Origin of the sequence: Pseudomonas sp. stari2 (genome assembly GCF_040760005.1) — a bacterium.
Lineage (GTDB): Bacteria > Pseudomonadota > Gammaproteobacteria > Pseudomonadales > Pseudomonadaceae > Aquipseudomonas.
Genome location: NZ_CP099760.1, coordinates 2,189,205 through 2,208,476, shown reverse-complemented (window position 1 = coordinate 2,208,476; position 19,272 = coordinate 2,189,205). Strand labels below are relative to the sequence as shown.

The window sequence follows — 19,272 nt, the reverse complement described above, 5'->3', positions numbered from 1 at the left end:
GTTTCAGATCACGAACAAGTCGACAAAACGATTCACCGGCGTCGCCTCGAGCCGCGTCTGATCCTTGCACAGCGCAAGGATCTCGGCGCTGCGCTGGCCGGTGAAACGCGTGGCCAGGTTCGCTCTGAACTTGTCCTCCAGCAACGGAATGCCCTCGGCCCGACGCCGGCGGTGACCGATCGGGTACTCCACCACCACGTTTTCGGTGCTGGAGCCGTCCTTGAAAAACACCTGCACCGCGTTGGCAATCGAGCGCTTGTCGGCTTCGAGATATTCGCGGGTGAAACGCGGATCTTCGACGATGACCATTTTTTCGCGCAGCACATCGATGACCGGATGAGCTGCGTGGAAATCGTCTTCGTACTGCTCGGCCACCAGATTGCCGAACGCCAGCGGCACGGCGGTCATGTACTGAATGCAGTGATCGCGGTCGGCGGCGTTGGCCAACGGGCCGACCTTGGAAATGATGCGGATCGCCGATTCGTGGGTGGTGATGACGATGCGGTCGATCTCATGCAGACGATTGCGCACCTGCGGGTGCAGGGTCACCGCGGCTTCGCAGGCGGTTTGCGCGTGGAATTCGGCGGGGAAGCTGATCTTGAACAGCACGTTTTCCATCACGTAACTGCCGAAGGGTCGCGAGAAGCTGAAGGCTCGCTTGCCTTCAGGCTTGAGCGCCAGATCGTTGTTGGTGTGGCTGAACAGCACGTCGTAGAAGCCCCACTGCTTGGCCGTCAGCACACCGGGAATTCCCATTTCACCGCGCATCGCGATATCCGCCAGACGCACGCCACGACTGGACGCATCCCCCGCCGCCCAGGATTTGCGTGAGCCGGCATTCGGCGCATGGCGGTAAGTACGCAATGCCTGACCGTCGGCGAACGCGTGGGACAACGCAGACAACAGCTGCTCGCGATGGGCGCCCATCAGTTTGGCGACAACTGCTGTGGAGGCCACTTTCACCAGGATCACATGGTCGAGGCCTACGCGGTTGAAGGAGTTTTCCAGTGCGATTACGCCCTGAATCTCGTGAGCCATGATCATTGCTTCAAGCACATCGCGCACCGTCAGCGGCGCTTCGCCATTGGCCAGGCGTTTCTGCGACAGGTGATCGGCCACCGCGAGTATCCCGCCGAGGTTGTCCGACGGATGCCCCCATTCGGCGGCGAGCCAGGTGTCGTTGTAATCGAGCCAGCGCACGATGCAGCCGATGTCCCACGCGGCTTTTACCGGGTCGAGGCGATAGGAAGTGCCCGGCACCCGCGCGCCGAAGGGCACGACGGTGCCTTCGACGATGGGGCCAAGGTGTTTGGTGCACTCGGGGAAACGCAGGGCCAGCAGGCCGCAGCCCAGGGTGTCCATCAGACAGTTGCGGGCGGTGTCGAGAGCTTCGGTGGATTCGATTTTGAAGGTGAGAACGTAATCGGCGATGTCCTGCAGGACACGGTCGTAGTCGGGGCGGTTGTTCAGGTCGACGTTGGTGCTCATGTTCGATTCACTCTTGGAAGTGGTTCGTTGATGGGACCTCGGTTCAGGGCTGATTTTCTTCTTATTGAAATGCGCATGGAGGTGAGAGCGAACGGGCTCGCTCTCACCGGTTGTTCATTAGAACGAATCTCCAGGCACGCGGACGTAACCTTCCATCAGCACGCGCGCACTGCGGCTCATGATCGCCCTCTTCACGACCCACTCACCGTTTTCCAGACTCGCTTCAGCACCGACGCGCAACGTCCCGGACGGATGCCCGAAGCGCACAGCGTTGCGTTCCACACCGCCGGCCGCGAGGTTTACCAAGGTGCCGGAAATGGCCGCTGCGGTGCCAATCGCCACCGCCGCCGTCCCCATCATCGCGTGGTGCAACTTGCCCATCGACAACGCACGCACCAGCAAATCTACATCCCCGGCGCCAATGGTTTTTCCACTGGACGCCACGTAATCCGCAGGTTTGGCGACAAAGGCTACTTTCGGCGTGTGTTGACGCTTGGCCGCTTCATCCAGATTGGAAATCAGCCCCATACGCAACGCACCGTAGGCGCGGATGGTCTCGAACATCTGCAGCGCTTTCGGATCGCTGTTGATCGCGCTCTGCAATTCGGTGCCGGTGTAACCGATGTCTTCGGCGTTGACGAAGATCGTCGGGATACCCGCGTTGATCATGGTCGCCTTGAACGTGCCGACACCCGGCACTTCCAGTTCATCGATCAGATTGCCGGTGGGGAACATCGAACCACCGCCGCCCTCTTCTTCCGCCGCCGGGTCCATGAATTCGACCTGCACTTCGGCGGCCGGGAAAGTCACGCCGTCGAGTTCGAAATCACCGGTTTCCTGGACTTCGCCGTTGGTGATCGGCACGTGGGCGATGATCGTCTTGCCGATGTTGGCCTGCCACACGCGCACCACCGCCACACCGTTGTGCGGAATGCGGCTGGCGTCCACCAGACCGTTGCTGATGGCGAACGAGCCGACCGCCGCCGACAGGTTGCCGCAGTTGCCGCTCCAGTCCACGAACGGTTTGTCGATGGACACCTGACCGAACAGGTAATCGACGTCGTGATCGGCCTTGATGCTTTTCGACAGGATCACGGTTTTGCTGGTGCTGGAAGTGGCGCCGCCCATGCCGTCGATCTGCTTGTCGTAAGGGTCGGGGCTGCCGATTACCCGGAGCAACAGCGCATCGCGGGTCGGGCCGGGAATTTGCGCCGCTTCAGGCAGGTCGGTGAGGCTGAAAAACACGCCTTTGCTGGTACCGCCGCGCATGTAGGTGGCGGGGATCTTGATTTGCGGTGCGTGAGCCATGGTGCTCCTTAACGAAGGCATGGGACTTGAAGCCCCATGCCCACATCGATTGATTTAAACGGCAACCGCCGACTCTTCGAGGAAGTCCTGGGCAAAGCGTTGCAGCACGCCGCCGGCCTCGTAGATCGACACTTCTTCGGCGGTGTCGAGGCGGCAGGTCACCGGCACTTCGACGCGTTCGCCGTTCTTGCGATGGATCACCAGCGTCAGGTTGGCGCGCGGTGTGCGCTCACCGATCACGTCGTAGGTTTCGCTGCCGTCGATGCCCAGGGTCTTGCGGTCGGTGCCCGGTTTGAACTCCAGCGGCAACACGCCCATGCCCACCAGGTTGGTGCGGTGAATGCGCTCGAAACCTTCGGCGGCAATCGCTTCCACACCCGCCAGACGCACGCCTTTGGCCGCCCAGTCCCGGGACGAGCCCTGACCGTAGTCGGCGCCGGCAATGATGATCAGCGGCTGCTTGCGTTCCATGTAGGTTTCGATGGCTTCCCACATGCGCATCACTTTGCCTTCCGGCTCGACGCGTGCCAGCGAACCCTGCTTGACCTTGCCGTTTTCCACGACCATTTCGTTGAACAGTTTCGGGTTGGCAAACGTCGCGCGCTGCGCGGTCAAGTGGTCGCCACGGTGGGTCGCGTAAGAGTTGAAGTCCTCTTCCGGCAGGCCCATTTTCGCCAGGTATTCGCCGGCAGCACTGTCGAGCATGATCGCGTTCGAAGGCGACAGGTGATCGGTGGTGATGTTGTCAGGCAGCACCGCCAGCGGACGCATGCCCTTGAGCGGCCGAGCCCCGGCCAGCGCACCTTCCCAGTAGGGCGGACGACGGATATAGGTGCTCATTTCACGCCAGTCGTACAGCGGCGCGACTTTCGGGCCGGTGTCTTCGTGAACGGCAAACATCGGAATGTAAACCTGACGGAACTGCTCCGGCTTCACCGAGGATTTCACCACCGCGTCGATTTCTTCGTCGCTCGGCCAGATGTCCTTCAGGCGGATTTCCTTGCCGTCGACCACGCCGAGCACATCTTTTTCGATGTCGAAACGGATGGTGCCGGCAATCGCATAAGCCACCACCAGCGGCGGCGAAGCGAGGAACGCCTGCTTGGCGTACGGGTGAATCCGGCCGTCGAAGTTGCGGTTGCCGGACAGCACAGCGGTGGCGTACAAGTCGCGGTCGATGATCTCTTGTTGAATCACCGGATCCAGCGCACCGGACATACCGTTGCAGGTGGTGCAGGCGAAAGCGACGACGCCAAAACCGAGCTGTTCCAGCTCCGTGGTCAGTCCCGCTTCATCGAGGTACAGCGCCACGGTTTTCGAGCCCGGCGCCAGCGACGACTTGACCCACGGTTTGCGAGTCAAGCCGAGCTTGTTGGCGTTGCGCGCCAGCAGGCCGGCGGCGATTACGTTGCGCGGGTTGCTGGTGTTGGTGCAACTGGTGATGGCAGCGATGATCACCGCGCCGTCGGGCATTTGCCCCGGCACGTCTTCCCATTTCCCGGAGATGCCTTTGGCCGCCAGATCCGACACCGCCACACGGGCGTGCGGGTTGCTCGGGCCGGCCATGTTGCGCACCACCGAAGACAGGTCGAACGTCAGCCCGCGCTCGTATTGCGCGCCTTTCAGGCTGTCGGCCCACAGGCCTATCTGCTTGGCATATTGCTCGACGAGCTGCACTTGCTGGTCTTCGCGACCGGTGAGTTTCAGGTAGTCGATGGTCTGCTGGTCGATGTAGAACATCGCCGCCGTGGCTCCGTATTCCGGGGCCATGTTGGAGATGGTCGCGCGGTCACCGAGGGTCAGCGCGGAGGCACCTTCACCGAAGAATTCCAGCCACGCGCCGACCACTTTCTGTTTGCGCAGGTACTCGGTCAGCGCCAGCACCATGTCGGTGGCGGTAATGCCCGGTTGCAGCTTGCCGGTCAGTTCGACGCCGACGCTTTCCGGCAGACGCATCCACGACGCGCGGCCGAGCATCACGCTTTCGGCTTCAAGCCCACCAACGCCGATGGCAATCACGCCCAGCGCATCAACGTGCGGGGTGTGGCTGTCGGTGCCGACGCAGGTATCCGGGAACGCCACACCGTCACGCACCTGGATCACCGGAGACATTTTCTCCAGGTTGATCTGGTGCATGATGCCGTTGCCCGGCGGGATCACGTCGACGTTCTTGAACGCCTTCTTGGTCCAGTTGATGAAGTGGAAACGGTCTTCGTTGCGACGGTCTTCGATGGCGCGGTTTTTCTCGAACGCCTGCTTGTCAAAACCGCCCGCCTCTACCGCCAGCGAGTGGTCGACGATCAATTGCGTCGGCACCACCGGGTTGACTTGCGCCGGGTCGCCGCCCTGCTGGGCAATCGCGTCACGCAGGCCGGCCAGATCCACCAGCGCGGTCTGGCCGAGAATGTCGTGGCACACCACGCGAGCCGGGAACCACGGGAAGTCGAGGTCGCGTTTGCGCTCGATCAGTTGCTTCAGGGAATCGGTGAGCGTGGCCGGGTCGCAGCGACGCACGAGGTTTTCCGCCAGCACGCGAGAGGTGTACGGCAGGGTGTCGTAGCTGCCGGGCTGGATCGCATCAACAGCCGCACGGACGTCGAAAAAGTCCAGCGGCGTGCCGGGCAGGTTCTTGCGAAATTCTGTGTTCATCGGTCAGGACTCGGTCACGGTAGTTTCAAAGAGGGGGCGCCTGTACCGGCGCCCTCCCCCGGTCAGCGCTGTTCGATTGGCACGAACTTGCGCTGTTCGACGCCAACATACTCGGCGCTTGGACGGATGATGCGGTTGTTGGCGCGCTGTTCGAACACGTGCGCCGCCCAGCCGGTCAGGCGCGAGCAGACGAAGATCGGCGTGAACAGCTTGGTCGGGATGCCCATGAAGTGGTACGCCGAGGCATGGTAGAAGTCGGCGTTGGGGAACAGTTTCTTCTGCTCCCACATGGTCTTGTCGATGGCTTCCGAAACCGGGAACAGCACCTTGTCGCCCACTTCGTCGGCGAGTTGTTTCGACCAGCCCTTGATCACCTCGTTGCGCGGATCGCTGTCCTTATAGATCGCGTGGCCGAAGCCCATGATCTTGTCCTTGCGCTCCAACATGCCGAGGGTGCCCTTGATCGCCTCTTCCGGCGACGAGAAGCGCTCGATCATTTCCATCGCCGCTTCGTTGGCGCCGCCGTGCAGCGGGCCGCGCAGCGAGCCGATGGCTGCCGTGACGCACGAGTACAGATCGGACAGCGTCGAAGCGCACACCCGAGCAGTGAAGGTCGAGGCGTTGAACTCGTGTTCGGCGTAGAGGATCAGCGACACGTTCATCACCTTGACGTGCAGTTCGCTCGGCTTCTTGTCGTGCAGCAGGTGCAGGAAGTGGCCGCCGATGGACGGCTCGTCCGTCACGCAATTGATGCGTTTGCCGTCGTGGCTGAAGCGATACCAGTAGCACATGATCGCCGGGAACGCGGCCAACAGGCGGTCGGTCTTGTCGCGTTGCTCGGAGAAGTCTTTCTCCGGCTCGATGTTGCCCAGGAACGAGCAACCGGTACGCATCACGTCCATCGGGTGGGCGTCGGCGGGGATGCGTTCCAGCACTTCCTTCAGCGCTTGCGGCAGGTCGCGCAGCTTGCTCAGCTTGCCTTGATACTCGGCGAGCTGGGCCTTGGTCGGCAGCTCTCCGTAGAGCAGCAGGTACGCCACTTCTTCAAATTGTGCGTCTGCCGCCAGTTCACGCACGTCGTAGCCGCGATAGGTCAGCCCGGCACCGGCCTGGCCCACGGTGGACAGTGCGGTTTGCCCGGCGACCTGGCCCCGGAGCCCGGCGCCACTGAGTACTTTTGCTTCGGCCATTGTTGTCTCCAATCTTGAATTTGTTAGGGAGTACGGTTGCGGCTTACTTCTTCGCCGCAAACAACGCGTCGAGCTTTTGCTCGAAGGTGTGGTAATCGATGCGATCGTAGAGCTCCATGCGAGTCTGCATGGTGTCGATGACATTCTGCTGGGTGCCGTCGCGGCGGATCGCGGTGTAGACGTTTTCTGCCGCCTTGTTCATCGCGCGGAACGCCGACAGCGGATACAGCACCAGCGACACATCTGCTCCCGCAAGCTGCTCGGTGGTGTACAGCGGCGTCGAGCCGAATTCGGTGATATTGGCCAGGATCGGCGCTTTCACACGGTTGGCGAACAGCTTGTACATCTCCAGTTCAGTGATGGCTTCCGGGAAAATCATGTCGGCGCCAGCCTCGATGCACGCGGCGGCGCGATCCAGTGCCGACTCCAGACCTTCAACGGCCAACGCGTCGGTGCGGGCCATGATCACGAAGCTGTCGTCGGTACGGGCATCGACGGCGGCCTTGATGCGGTCGACCATTTCCTGCTGGGTCACGATCTCTTTGTTCGGACGATGGCCGCAGCGCTTGGCGCCAACCTGGTCTTCGATGTGAATCGCAGCGGCGCCGAACTTGATCATCGACTTGACGGTGCGGGCCACGTTGAACGCCGAGGCGCCGAAACCGGTGTCGACGTCCACCAGCAGTGGCAGGTCGCAGACGTCGGTGATGCGGCGCACGTCGGTCAGCACGTCATCCAGGCCGGTGATGCCCAGGTCCGGCACGCCGAGGGAGCCGGCAGCCACCCCGCCACCCGACAGGTAGATCGCCTTGAAACCGGCGCGTTTGGCCAGCAGCGCGTGGTTGGCGTTGATCGCGCCGACCACTTGCAGCGGATGTTCGCTGGCGACCGCATCGCGGAAACGCTGGCCTGGAGTGCTCTTGTTGGAACTCATGACTCACCTCGTTCAGTGGCTGTCTTATTGTCGGCGCCGTCCTGGTAATGACGGGCGATGTTGCGTTTCGAGGCGCCGATGTGGCGGCGCATCAACAATTCCGCGAGCTCGCCGTCACGGTCGGCGATGGCATCGAGAATCCGGTGGTGTTCGGCAAAAGCCTGGCGCGGGCGGTTGGGCGTGGTGGAAAACTGGATGCGGTACATGCGCACCAGTTGATAGAGCTCGCCGCAAAGCATTTGCGTAAGGGTGCGATTACCGCTGCCCTGGATGATCCGGTAGTGAAAGTCGAAATCGCCTTCCTGCTGGTAGTAGCCGACGCCGGCCTGGAACGCGGCATCGCGCTCGTGGGTTTCCAGCACCCGGCGCAGTTCGTCGATTTCTTCGACGCTCATGCGTTCAGCCGCCAGACGGCAGGCCATGCCTTCAAGGGACTCGCGAATTTCGTAGAGTTCGAGCAGTTCGGCGTGGCTCAGCGAGACCACCCGCGCGCCGACGTGCGGCACGCGCACCAGCAGGCGCTGGCCTTCGAGCCGGTGGATCGCCTCACGCAGCGGCCCACGACTGATGCCATAGGTGCGCGCCAGTTCAGGCTCGGAGATCTTGCTGCCCGGGGCGATCTCGCCTTTGACGATGGCCGCCTGGATACGTCGGAAGACGTTTTCGGACAGGGTTTCCGAATCGTCGCCGCTGATGACCGGGGGATCGAGTTGATCCAGCATATTGTCGACACCTTTAAATCCAATGCGGCAAAAACTAGCGAATCAGCCCGCACCAGTCAAAGGATAAATGGATATTGTCGACAATCGTCTAATAACGCCCGATATCAGCCCCAAGGGTTATAGACCCGCTCGGGCGCTGGCGCCATAAAACCACCGTGCTAGAATGCCGCCCGCATTTGCCAGTCACTTGCACGGCTTGTCATAAAAAGCTGATAGGCACACGAAGGCGCGCGCAGACAGGATCTCCTGATGCCGTGGCCCTGAACCGAGAACGGAACGCTGCTCGCCAGGATTTATGAGACTCAAGCCCTTCCCCACCTTCTTTTATCTGTTGTGCCTGCCCGGCCTGGCTGTGGCGGGGGAAAAGACTGTGTACGGCCTCAACGAGTACGCCGCCCTCGACGGGATCAACCTGGAAGTGGCGGCGAAACTCGATACCGGGGCGAAGACCGCCTCCCTGAGCGCCCGCGACATCAAACGCTTCAAGCGCAACGGTGAATCCTGGGTGCGCTTCTACCTGGCCATCGACGCTGCGCATTCGCACCCGATCGAACGGCCGCTGGCCCGGGTCAGCAAGATCAAGCGCCGCGCCGGCGACTACGACCCGGAAGAAGGCAAGAAGTACACCGCGCGCCCGGTGATCGAGCTGGATATCTGCATGGGTTCGGCAATGCGCAGCATCGAAGTGAACCTGACCGACCGCAGTGCGTTCCAATATCCGCTTTTGATCGGCTCCGAAGCGCTGAAACGCTTCGATGCGCTGGTCGATCCCAGTCTTAAATACGCTGCCGGCAAACCCGCCTGCGCCATCGCCGCTCATACCGCCGAGTAATTTCCATGCGTTCTCTAACCTTCCACCTGAAAATCCTGATCACCATCCTGGTGCTCCTGGGCGTTTCGGTTACGGCCTATCAGATTTTCGTGCTCGGCATCCCGGTGACCGAAGACGCCACCGACGACTTGTGGAACATCGACGCCAAGGTCGAGTTCGTCGCCAGCACCAAGGATCCGGTGAAGATCCAGATGTTCGTGCCGCCCCTGAGCCGCGATTACGTCAGCCTCAATGAAAGCTTCATCTCCAACAACTATGGCGTGGCGGTCAACCGTGTCGACGGCAACCGCAAGGTCACGTGGTCGGCGCGCCGGGCCAAGGGCAATCAGACTCTTTATTACCGTCTGGTGCTGACCAAGCGCTACACCGCTGAAAAAACCAAGATCAAAGGCCCGACCTTCCGCGACAGCATGGCCATCGAAGGCCCGGAAAAAATCGCCGCCGAAGCGCTGCTCGCGCCGATCCGCCAGCACTCGGCCGACGTCGAAACCTTTATTGGCGAGGCGATCAAACGCGTCAACAACGTCAACGACGACAACGTGAAACTGCTGCTGGCCGGCGATCCGTCGACACAACACAAGGCAAAAATCGTCGAACTGCTGCTGTCCATCGCCCATGTGCCGGTGGAAAAGGTCCACACCATCCGCCTCGTTGCCGATCAGCCGCAAACACCTGAACTGTGGCTGCGCAGTTTCAACGGCAACGACTGGCTGTACTTCAATCCGGAAACCGGTGAACAAGGCCTGCCGACTGACCGTCTGCTGTGGTGGACCGGCGATGAAAACCTGATCACCATCGATGGCGCGAAAAAAGCCAATGTGACCTTCAGCCTGAACAACAGCGAAATGAACGCGATTCGTCTGGCCAAGCTGACCGATGAAAACACCGACGCCAACTTCCTCGAATATTCGCTGTACGGCCTGCCGCTGCAGACCCAGCAAACCTTCATGATCATGGTGATGATCCCGATCGGCGTGCTGGTGATCCTGATCCTGCGCAACCTGGTCGGCTTGCAGACCCTCGGTACATTCACTCCGGTACTGATTGCCCTCGCCTTCCGCGAGACGCAGCTGGGCTTCGGTATTCTGCTGTTTACCGTGATCACGGCATTGGGGCTGTCGCTGCGCTCCTATCTGGAACACCTGAAGCTGCAAATGCTGCCGCGCCTGTCGGTGGTGCTGACGTTCGTGGTGGTGCTGATCGCGGCGATCAGCCTGTTCAGCCACAAGCTCGGCCTGGAACGCGGCCTGTCGGTAGCACTGTTCCCGATGGTGATTCTGACCATGACCATCGAACGCCTGTCGATCACCTGGGAAGAGCGCGGCGCCAGCCATGCGCTGAAAGTGGCGATCGGCACGCTGTTCGCGGCGTCCCTGGCGCACCTGATCATGACCGTTCCGGAGCTGGTGTACTTCGTGTTCACCTTCCCGGCGATCCTGCTGATCCTGGTGGGCTTCATGCTGGCCATGGGTCGCTATCGCGGTTATCGCCTGACCGAACTGGTGCGCTTCAAGGCCTTCCTGAAGAAGGCTGACGCCTGATGTTCGGTTTCTGGAAGACCTGGAAGGCCCTGGAAGCCCGGGGCATCATGGGCATCAATCGGCGTAACGCGGACTACGTGCTCAAGTACAACAAGCGCAGTCTGTACCCGATCGTCGATGACAAGATCATCACCAAGGAGCGCGCGATCAAGGCCGGCATTCATGTGCCGGAACTGTATGGCGTGATTTCCACGGAGAAGGAAATCGACAAGCTCGACGAGATCATCGGCGGGCGTAACGACTTCGTGATCAAGCCGGCCCAGGGTGCCGGCGGTGACGGCATCATCGTCATCGCCGACCGTTTCGAAGGTCGCTATCGCACGGTGTCGGGCAAGATCCTCACCCACGAAGAGCTGGAGCACCATATCTCCAGCATCCTCACCGGCCTGTATTCCCTGGGCGGCCACCGCGACCGGGCGCTGATCGAATACCGGGTGACCCCGGACCAGATCTTCAAGAGCATCAGCTACGAAGGCGTGCCGGACATCCGCATCATCGTGCTGATGGGCTACCCGGTGATGGCGATGCTGCGCCTGCCGACCCGTCAGTCCGGCGGCAAGGCCAACCTGCACCAGGGCGCCATCGGCGTCGGTGTCGATCTGGCCACCGGCCTGACGTTGCGCGGTACCTGGCTTAACAACATCATCGCCAAACACCCGGACACCACCAACGCGGTGGACGGCGTGCAACTGCCCTACTGGGACGGTTTCATGAAGCTTGCGGCTGGTTGTTATGAGTTGTGCGGGCTTGGTTACATCGGCGTGGACATGGTGCTGGACCAGGAGAAAGGCCCGCTGATTCTGGAACTGAATGCGCGGCCGGGACTGAATATACAGATTGCCAATGACTGCGGGCTGACGGCACGTACCCATGCGGTGGAAGCGCATCTGGAGGATCTCAAGACCCGCGGCGTGACTGAAACGGTTGAAGAGCGCGTAGCATTTGCTCAGGAATTGTTTGGGCATATTCCGGCGATCGAGGGCTGAGTCGCGTTACCGGCCTCTGATCTGCCAATCCCCGACATCCCCTCTAGGAGCAATTCCCCGAGGGGACTACAATCCCCACCCCGCCTCGATGGCCGATCTGCCCCGCCCATGTTGACCTGTTCCGTACACCCGCTGCCCTACCGCGCCAACCCCGCCGACTATTTCGCGGCCGTCCGCCATGCGCCCGGCGCCGTGCTGCTCGACAGCGGCCGGCCCAGTGCCGATCGTGGCCGTTATGACCTGCTCAGTGCCTGGCCGCTGGAACAACTGGCGGTGATGCCGGACGAGCGCGGCGACGATTTCCTGCAACGCCTGCGGGATAATCTGACGCGGTTGGGCGACACACAATTACCCGATGGATATGAACTGCCATTCGCCGGCGGCCTGATCGGTTACCTGAGTTACGACTTCGGCCGACATCTGGAAAACCTGCCGAGTCAGGCGCTGGATGATCTGCAACTGCCGGATGCGCGTTTTGGTCTGTACGACTGGGCTTTAATCAGTGATCACCACAAGGCCACCAGCCAGCTGGTGTTTCACCCGTCGGTCAGCGCTAGCGAAAAACAACGCCTGATCGATGTGTTCAGCCAACCGGCAGTCGACAAGCTGACCCCGTTCAAGCTGAACAGCCCGATGGCGGCCGACCTCTCGGCCGATGAATACCGCCAAGCACTCGAACGCATTCATCAATACATCCAGGCCGGGGACTGCTATCAGGTCAACTTCGCCCAGCGTTTCCGTGCGCCGTGCCAGGGCGATCCATGGCTGGCCTACTGCAAATTGCGCGAGGCCTGCCCGACACCGTTTTCCGGGTTCCAGAGCCTGCCTGACGGCAACGCGGTGCTGAGTCTGTCGCCCGAGCGCTTCGTCAAAGTCAGCCAGCGTCAGGTGGAAACCCGTCCGATCAAGGGGACCCGCCCCCGTGGCGCGACCCCGGCCGAAGACGCTGCCAACGCCGCCGAACTGCTGGCCAGCCCCAAGGATCGCGCGGAAAACCTGATGATCGTCGACCTGCTGCGCAACGATCTTGGCCGCACCTGCCGAATCGGCTCCGTGCGAGTGCCGGAGCTGTTCAGCCTGGAAAGCTATCCGAACGTGCATCACTTGGTGAGCAGCGTGACCGGTGAACTGGCGGAGGATCGCGATGCCCTGGACCTGATCGCCGGCAGCTTCCCCGGCGGCTCGATCACCGGCGCGCCGAAGATCCGCGCGATGCAGATCATCGACGAACTGGAACCGACCCGACGCGGCTTGTATTGCGGCTCGTTGCTGTACCTGGACGTGCGCGGCGAGATGGACAGCTCCATCGCCATTCGCAGCCTGCTGGTGAAGGATGGGCAGGTGTGCTGCTGGGGTGGTGGCGGGATCGTCGCTGATTCGGATTGGGAGGCGGAATATCAGGAGTCGATTACCAAGGTCAGAGTCCTGCTCGAAACCTTGCAGAACCTCTGACGCTTGCGGCGAGGGCCGTTGCGCCCTCGCCACAGCATGACTTACAGGCTCAGATCGCGATTCGAAGCCTTGAGAAACTCCTGCTTCAACTCGGCAAAAGTATGCACCGCCGGAAACTGCGGGAACTCGCGGATCACGTTATCCGGTGCATGGAACAGAATCCCCGCATCTGCTTCACCCAGCATGCTGGTGTCGTTGTAGGAATCCCCTGCCGCAATCACACGGTAATACAGGCTCTTGAAGGACAGGACCGACTGACGCTTCGGATCTTTCTGACGCAACTGATAGCCCGTGACCCGCCCGCTGTCGTCAGTGATCAGGCGGTGGCAGAGCAAGGTCGGGAAACCCAGTTGACGCATCAACGGCTGGGAAAACTCATAAAACGTATCCGACAGAATCACCACCTGAAACCGCTCGCGCAGCCAGTTGACGAACTCCACCGCGCCGTCCAGCGGCTTGAGGGTGGCAATCACTTCCTGAATGTCCGAAAGCTTGAGGCCATGCTCGTCGAGGATACGCAGGCGCTGCTTCATCAGCACGTCGTAGTCGGGAATGTCCCGGGTGGTGGCCTTGAGCGATTCGATTCCGGTTTTTTCGGCGAAGGCGATCCAGATTTCCGGGACCAGCACTCCTTCAAGGTCAAGACAGGCAATTTCCACAGGACACTCCGTTTGTAATGTTTATTGAGTCGAGCGAGCCCGAACTCTAGCGGCTCGACCTAGACCGTGCAACGCAGAGGCTGCCCCGGCGGGCGTTGCTTTTTGTTAACATCGCCGCCATATAGAGCGCCCAGCGCCACCGACCTGTAGGAAGCCGCCCTGATGAGCCCAACGTTCGACGTCGTGGAACTCGCCACGACCTATGCCAACAAATCCGCCCAGGACATCCTCAAGCTCGCATTCGCCGAGTTCGGCGATGACCTGTGGATATCTTTCAGCGGCGCCGAGGATGTGGTGCTGGTGGACATGGCCTGGAAGCTGAACAAGAACGTCAAGGTGTTCAGCCTTGACACCGGCCGTCTGCACCCGGAAACCTACCGTTTCATTGATCAGGTGCGTGAGCACTACAAGATCGATATCGAACTGGTCTCGCCGGACTACACGAAACTTGAACCGTTCGTGAAGGAAAAAGGCCTGTTCAGTTTCTACAAGGACGGCCATGGCGAATGCTGCGGCATCCGCAAGATCGAGCCGCTACGCCGCAAACTGTCCGGTGTCAAAGCCTGGGCCACCGGCCAGCGCCGCGACCAGAGTCCTGGTACCCGCAGCGCGGTGGCGGTGATGGAAATCGACATCGCGTTCTCCACCCCCGAGCGCACGCTGTACAAGTTCAACCCGCTAGCGCAGATGACCAGCGAGGAAATCTGGGGCTACATCCGCATGCTGGAGCTGCCGTACAACAGCCTGCATGAACGCGGTTTCATCAGCATCGGCTGCGAACCGTGCACCCGCCCTGTCCTGCCGAACCAGCACGAGCGCGAAGGCCGCTGGTGGTGGGAAGAAGCGACCCAGAAAGAATGCGGGTTGCACGCCGGGAATATCATCAGCAAGGCGTAAACCGCTAGTCCCACAGTTGTCTCTGCCAGATATGAAAAATGTGTACACACGAATGTCACCATCGGTGCCATTTATGTGTGCACTTTTCATTTCCGCGCCCTGAAAAGTTACATCCCGCTGCCAAAGCGATCCCTTCCGGCGTCCGCCAAAATCCCTTCCGAAAAATAAATATCTGTTCGAACGGTCAATTTATATCGCCCGTATTTCAGCGACTTAGCGCCATTCAATAACTTTTCGAAATCAGTGGTGGTTTTCATAGATCGCTGGCTGGCATAGATCTGGCTTAAGTGCATACATGTTTTGTATACAAAATCGCAAAACATGAACCCACACTTTCGATCCGCAAGCCTGAAGCGCCCTATCCCGTACAGGCTGCAGATGCCCCGTAACCAGTGATGTTTCAGCGTCGCGACGAAGATCTGCCGAGCCTGAGCGCTCATGCACAGTCATCGCGGCCCGAACATCAGGAGCCTGCCGGAATGCGTACGAGTCTTTCGAACAACAACATCGCGCTGAATCTGCCCTCCTCCTCAACCCTCGATCACACCGTGCCCGGTGATGGCATCACCGAACCGCTGCAACTGAGCCCGCGTCTGCACAACAGCGACCTCGCACCGACCAAGGTCGAAGGACGGCGCTGGGGCAAATACAGCATCTTCGCCCTGTGGACCAACGATGTGCACAACATCGCCAACTATTCGTTTGCCATCGGTCTGTACGCCCTGGGCCTGGGTGGCTGGCAGATTCTGCTGTCGCTGGGGATCGGCGCGGCGCTGGTGTATTTCTTCATGAACCTGTCCGGCTACATGGGACAGAAAACCGGCGTGCCGTTTCCGGTCATCAGCCGCATCAGTTTCGGCATTCACGGGGCGCAGATTCCTGCGTTGATCCGGGCAATTATCGCCATCGCCTGGTTCGGAATTCAGACGTACCTCGCGTCGGTGGTGTTTCGCGTATTGCTCACGGCGGTTCACCCCGGTTTCGCCGACTACGACCACAACTCGATCCTCGGCCTGTCGAGCCTGGGCTGGGTGTGTTTCGTGGCGATCTGGTTCGTGCAACTGGGGATTCTGGCCTACGGCATGGAAATGGTCCGCCGCTACGAAGCCTTCGCCGGTCCGGTGATTCTGCTGACCGTTGCCTGCCTCGCCGCCTGGATGTACACCCAGGCCAACGCGACCATTGCCTGGTCGATCCGCGAACCGCTGACCGGCGGCGAGATGTGGCGCAATATCTTTGCCGGCGGCGCCTTGTGGCTGGCGATCTACGGCACGCTGATCCTCAACTTCTGCGACTTCGCTCGCTCCTCGCCGTGCCGCAAAACCATCAAGATCGGAAACTTCTGGGGCCTGCCGGTGAATATTCTGGTGTTCGCCGGGATCACCGTCCTGCTGTGCGGCGCGCAATTTCAGATCAACGGCCGGATCATCGAGAGCCCGACCGAGATCATCGCGTCGATCCCCAATACGTTCTTTCTGGTGCTCGGTTGCCTGGCCTTCCTGATCGTCACCGTGGCGGTAAACATCATGGCCAACTTCGTTGCGCCAGCCTTCGTGCTCAGCAACCTGGCGCCGAAATACCTGACCTTTCGCCGCGCCGGGCTGATCAGCGCCACCATCGCCGTGCTGATCCTGCCGTGGAATCTCTACAACAGCCCGCTGGTGATCGTGTACTTCCTGTCCGGCCTCGGCGCCCTGCTCGGCCCGCTGTACGGTGTGATCATGGTCGACTACTGGCTGATCCGCAAAGGCCGGATCCACGTGCCGCAGTTGTACAGCGAAGACCCGAACGGCGCGTATTTCTACAGCCGCGGGGTCAATCTGAGGGCGGTGGCGGCGTTCATTCCGGCCGCGCTGATCGCCATCGTCCTGGCACTGGTGCCGGGCTTTCACAGCGTTTCGCCCTTCTCCTGGCTGATCGGTGCCGGCATTGCCGGGATGCTTTACCTGATCGTCGCCAAACGCCAGCCGCACTACGCCGACGTCGACGGTGAAGCCATCGCCGTCGACAACGTCAGCCACTGAATCTTTTGGCGGCCCTTCGCGGGGCCGCAGAACCAACCGTAATAAGGACTTCCCATGCGTATTCTCGTGGTCAACGTCAACACCACCGAATCCATCACCCAGGCCATCGCCCGCTCGGCGCAGGCTGTGGCCTCCCCCGGCACCGAAATTGTCGGCCTGACGCCGTACTTCGGCGCCGATTCGGTGGAAGGCAATTTCGAAAGTTACCTGGCGGCCATCGCTGTGATGGACCGGGTGATGTCCTACGAGCAGCCGTTCGACGCAGTAATCCAGGCCGGCTACGGCGAGCACGGTCGCGAAGGTTTGCAGGAGTTGCTCAATGTGCCGGTGGTGGACATCACCGATGCGGCGGCCAGCACCGCGATGTTCCTCGGCCACGCCTATTCGGTGGTCACCACGCTGGATCGCACCGTGCCGTTGATTGAGGATCGCCTGAAACTGTCCGGCCTCTGGGATCGCTGCGCCTCGGTGCGCGCCAGTGGTCTTGCGGTTCTGGAGCTGGAACACCAACCGCAGCGGGCACTGGAAGCGATCGTGCATCAGGCCGAACTGGCGGTGGTTCAGGATAAAGCTGAAGTGATCTGCCTCGGTTGCGGCGGCATGGCCGGGCTCGACGAGAAGATCCGCCAGCGCACCGGGGTGCCTGTGATCGATGGCGTCACCGCCGCTGTGACCATCGCCGAATCGTTGGTGCGCCTGGGGCTGTCGACGTCCAAGGTGCGGACGTATGCAACGCCGCGGCCGAAGACCATCATCGGCTGGCCAGCACGTTTTGCGCGTTGAACCGCTCTGCGAGGCCCAAGGTTGAAAATTGCTCGATAATGAAATCGACGAACGCCCGGGTCTTGCCCGGCAGCAGTTTGTGTTCGGCGTAATAGATGGAGATGTTGCCGTCGTCGACGTACCAGTCGGGCAAGACCCGCTGCAACGTTCCCGCCTCCAGATAACCGACGGCAAAAGGCATGCTCACCAACGCAATCCCTAGCCCCTGCGTCGCCGTGGCGCAGGCGGCTTCGGAATCGCTCATGGTCATTCGTGCCTTGAGGGTCAGCGGGCTGTGTTGCTGCGTTCGATGAGTTAACTGCCAGGAACGCACGCGACCGGTCTGCGGTGAGCGAATCAGGATGCCCTCGTGCAGCTTGAGGTCGTCCGGCTCGCTGATCGGCGCGTACCGATCCAGATAATCCGCCGAAGCCACCAACACCCGATGCGCCGGCGTAAGCCGGCGCGCCACCACGCCCTGAGGCAACTCGAAACCACCGCCAATCGCCGCATCGAAACCCTGGCCGATCAGATCGACCTGTCGGTTATCGAAGTGCCAGTCCGGATTGATCGCCGGAAACCTTGTCAGGAACTCACCCAGAAGCGGCACGATGTACAAGCGGCCGAACACCGTGCCCATGCTGACTTTCAGCGTACCCGCCGGTTGACCGCCGGCGCTGGCCAGATTGTTCACGGCATTCTGGATGGTTGTGAGACTGCCGCTGACCTCACTCAAAAACAATTGCCCCGCTTCCGTCAGGGTCAACCGACGGGTGCTACGCTGGAACAGCCTCACGCCGAGGCGCGCTTCCAGTTTCGCCACGCTTTTGCCCACGGCGGCCGGTGTCAGGCTCAGGCGACGCGCAGCTTCGGCAAAGCTGCCGACTTCGGCACTACGCACGAAGCATTCGATACTGCTGAAGGTTTCCATGGCCGCCACTCTAAACTTTTGGTTTACACAGACTATAGCAACCACGGTCTACTCGCCCGGTGGCGAGGGGCAGATACTCGACACCACACCAAGGCAGCCTGCCTTGAAATTTCTGGAGATCGAACATGACCACTCAACACCTCAGCGGTAAAGTTGCTCTGATTCAAGGCGGCTCTCGCGGCATCGGTGCCGCCATCGTCAAACGCCTGGCGGCCGAAGGCGCCACGGTTGCCTTCACATACGTCAGCTCCGCCGCCAAGGCTGAGGAACTGCAAAACAGCATCACCGCGACCGGCGGCAAAGCTCTCGCGATCAAGGCCGACAGCGCCGATGCCGGTGCCATCCGCAACGCCGTGAACGCGACCGTCGAAACCTTTGGCCGCCTCGACATTCTGGTCAACAACGCCGGCGTACTGGCCGTCGCCCCGCTGGAAGACTTCAAACTGGAAGACTTCGACCAGACCCTGGCGATCAACGTGCGCAGCGTGTTCATCGCCAGTCAGGAAGCCGCCAAACACATGGGCGAAGGCTCACGCATCATCAACATCGGCAGCACCAACGCCGACCGTATGCCCTTCGCCGGTGGCGGCGTGTATGCGATGAGCAAATCCGCGCTGGTCGGCCTGACCAAAGGCCTGGCCCGCGACCTCGGCCCACGGGGCATCACCATCAACAACGTGCAGCCCGGCCCGGTGGACACCGACATGAACCCGGCCCACGGCGACTTTGCCGAAAGCCTGATTCCGCTGATGGCGGTCGGTCGCTACGGCAAAGCCGAGGAAATCGCCAGCTTCGTCGCCTACCTCGCAGGCCCGGAGGCCGGTTACATCACCGGTGCCAGTCTGACCATCGACGGTGGTTTCGGCGCCTGATTGATCAGATTGTCGATAACGAAAA

General features: G+C 61.0%; 17 protein-coding genes. 8 read left to right on the top strand and 9 right to left on the bottom strand.

What is annotated here, in order from left to right:
- Window positions 1-3: 3 nt before the first annotated feature.
- From prpD to NH234_RS10185, 6 genes are all read right to left on the bottom strand, one after another.
- A complete protein-coding gene (prpD, locus tag NH234_RS10210) occupies window positions 4-1,488 on the bottom strand; it encodes a 2-methylcitrate dehydratase (RefSeq protein ID WP_367256416.1) in 1,485 nt (494 codons plus the stop codon).
- Between the two features lie 117 nt (window positions 1,489-1,605).
- A complete protein-coding gene (gene prpF, locus NH234_RS10205; RefSeq protein WP_367256415.1) occupies window positions 1,606-2,796 on the bottom strand; it encodes a 2-methylaconitate cis-trans isomerase PrpF in 1,191 nt (396 codons plus the stop codon).
- 54 nt (window positions 2,797-2,850) lie between these two features.
- Complete coding sequence (acnD, locus tag NH234_RS10200) at window positions 2,851-5,445, bottom strand: Fe/S-dependent 2-methylisocitrate dehydratase AcnD (protein WP_367256414.1); 2,595 nt, start codon at window positions 5,443-5,445, stop codon at window positions 2,851-2,853.
- Between the two features lie 62 nt (window positions 5,446-5,507).
- The gene (gene prpC, locus NH234_RS10195; RefSeq protein WP_367256413.1) at window positions 5,508-6,635 is read right to left on the bottom strand and encodes a 2-methylcitrate synthase; all 1,128 of its coding nucleotides are present in this window, start codon (window positions 6,633-6,635) and stop codon (window positions 5,508-5,510) included.
- Window positions 6,636-6,678: 43 nt separating this feature from the next.
- Complete coding sequence (gene prpB / locus NH234_RS10190; protein ID WP_085711892.1) at window positions 6,679-7,569, bottom strand: methylisocitrate lyase; 891 nt, start codon at window positions 7,567-7,569, stop codon at window positions 6,679-6,681.
- A complete protein-coding gene (locus NH234_RS10185) occupies window positions 7,566-8,288 on the bottom strand; it encodes a GntR family transcriptional regulator (protein WP_169432611.1) in 723 nt (240 codons plus the stop codon). The genes prpB and NH234_RS10185 overlap by 4 nt, the downstream gene beginning before the upstream one ends.
- A 298-nt stretch (window positions 8,289-8,586) precedes the next feature.
- On the opposite strand from NH234_RS10185, the gene NH234_RS10180 reads away from it, so the two are divergent.
- The 4 genes from NH234_RS10180 to pabB all read left to right on the top strand — a co-directional run bounded on the left by NH234_RS10180 (window position 8,587) and on the right by pabB (window position 13,102).
- Window positions 8,587-9,123 (top strand): ATP-dependent zinc protease, encoded by a 537-nt coding sequence (locus tag NH234_RS10180; protein WP_367256412.1) that lies wholly within the window; start codon window positions 8,587-8,589, stop codon window positions 9,121-9,123.
- Window positions 9,124-9,128: 5 nt separating this feature from the next.
- On the top strand, window positions 9,129-10,664 hold the full coding sequence (locus tag NH234_RS10175; protein ID WP_367256411.1) for an inactive transglutaminase family protein: 1,536 nt from the start codon (window positions 9,129-9,131) through the stop codon (window positions 10,662-10,664).
- Window positions 10,664-11,650 carry an alpha-L-glutamate ligase-like protein gene (locus NH234_RS10170; protein WP_085732384.1) on the top strand — a complete coding sequence of 329 codons (987 nt, stop codon included), beginning with the start codon at window positions 10,664-10,666 and terminating at the stop codon, window positions 11,648-11,650. The genes NH234_RS10175 and NH234_RS10170 overlap by 1 nt, the downstream gene beginning before the upstream one ends.
- Window positions 11,651-11,758: 108 nt before the next feature.
- Entirely contained in the window at window positions 11,759-13,102 is a 1,344-nt protein-coding gene (pabB, locus tag NH234_RS10165; protein WP_085732383.1) for an aminodeoxychorismate synthase component I, read from the top strand.
- A 41-nt stretch (window positions 13,103-13,143) separates the two neighbouring features.
- Here the strand turns inward: pabB and thrH are convergent, their stop codons facing one another.
- A complete protein-coding gene (gene thrH, locus NH234_RS10160) occupies window positions 13,144-13,761 on the bottom strand; it encodes a bifunctional phosphoserine phosphatase/homoserine phosphotransferase ThrH (protein ID WP_085732382.1) in 618 nt (205 codons plus the stop codon).
- Window positions 13,762-13,923: 162 nt separating this feature from the next.
- Between thrH and NH234_RS10155 the strand changes: the two genes are divergently transcribed.
- Window positions 13,924-14,658 (top strand): phosphoadenylyl-sulfate reductase, encoded by a 735-nt coding sequence (locus tag NH234_RS10155; RefSeq protein WP_085732381.1) that lies wholly within the window; start codon window positions 13,924-13,926, stop codon window positions 14,656-14,658.
- Between the two features lie 107 nt (window positions 14,659-14,765).
- On the opposite strand, the gene NH234_RS10150 is transcribed toward NH234_RS10155, so the two are convergent.
- On the bottom strand, window positions 14,766-15,098 hold the full coding sequence (locus NH234_RS10150; protein WP_085732380.1) for a hypothetical protein: 333 nt from the start codon (window positions 15,096-15,098) through the stop codon (window positions 14,766-14,768).
- Between the two features lie 39 nt (window positions 15,099-15,137).
- Between NH234_RS10150 and NH234_RS10145 the strand changes: the two genes are divergently transcribed.
- Both NH234_RS10145 and NH234_RS10140 read left to right on the top strand, forming a co-directional pair.
- Complete coding sequence (locus NH234_RS10145) at window positions 15,138-16,682, top strand: NCS1 family nucleobase:cation symporter-1 (protein ID WP_085732379.1); 1,545 nt, start codon at window positions 15,138-15,140, stop codon at window positions 16,680-16,682.
- Window positions 16,683-16,736: 54 nt separating this feature from the next.
- Entirely contained in the window at window positions 16,737-17,465 is a 729-nt protein-coding gene (locus tag NH234_RS10140; protein ID WP_085732378.1) for an aspartate/glutamate racemase family protein, read from the top strand.
- On the opposite strand, the gene NH234_RS10135 is transcribed toward NH234_RS10140, so the two are convergent.
- Window positions 17,434-18,375 (bottom strand): LysR family transcriptional regulator, encoded by a 942-nt coding sequence (locus NH234_RS10135; protein WP_085732377.1) that lies wholly within the window; start codon window positions 18,373-18,375, stop codon window positions 17,434-17,436. The genes NH234_RS10140 and NH234_RS10135 overlap by 32 nt on opposite strands.
- A gap of 125 nt (window positions 18,376-18,500) precedes the next feature.
- On the opposite strand from NH234_RS10135, the gene NH234_RS10130 reads away from it, so the two are divergent.
- A complete protein-coding gene (locus NH234_RS10130; RefSeq protein WP_085732376.1) occupies window positions 18,501-19,247 on the top strand; it encodes a 3-oxoacyl-ACP reductase family protein in 747 nt (248 codons plus the stop codon).
- Window positions 19,248-19,272 lie beyond the last annotated feature (25 nt).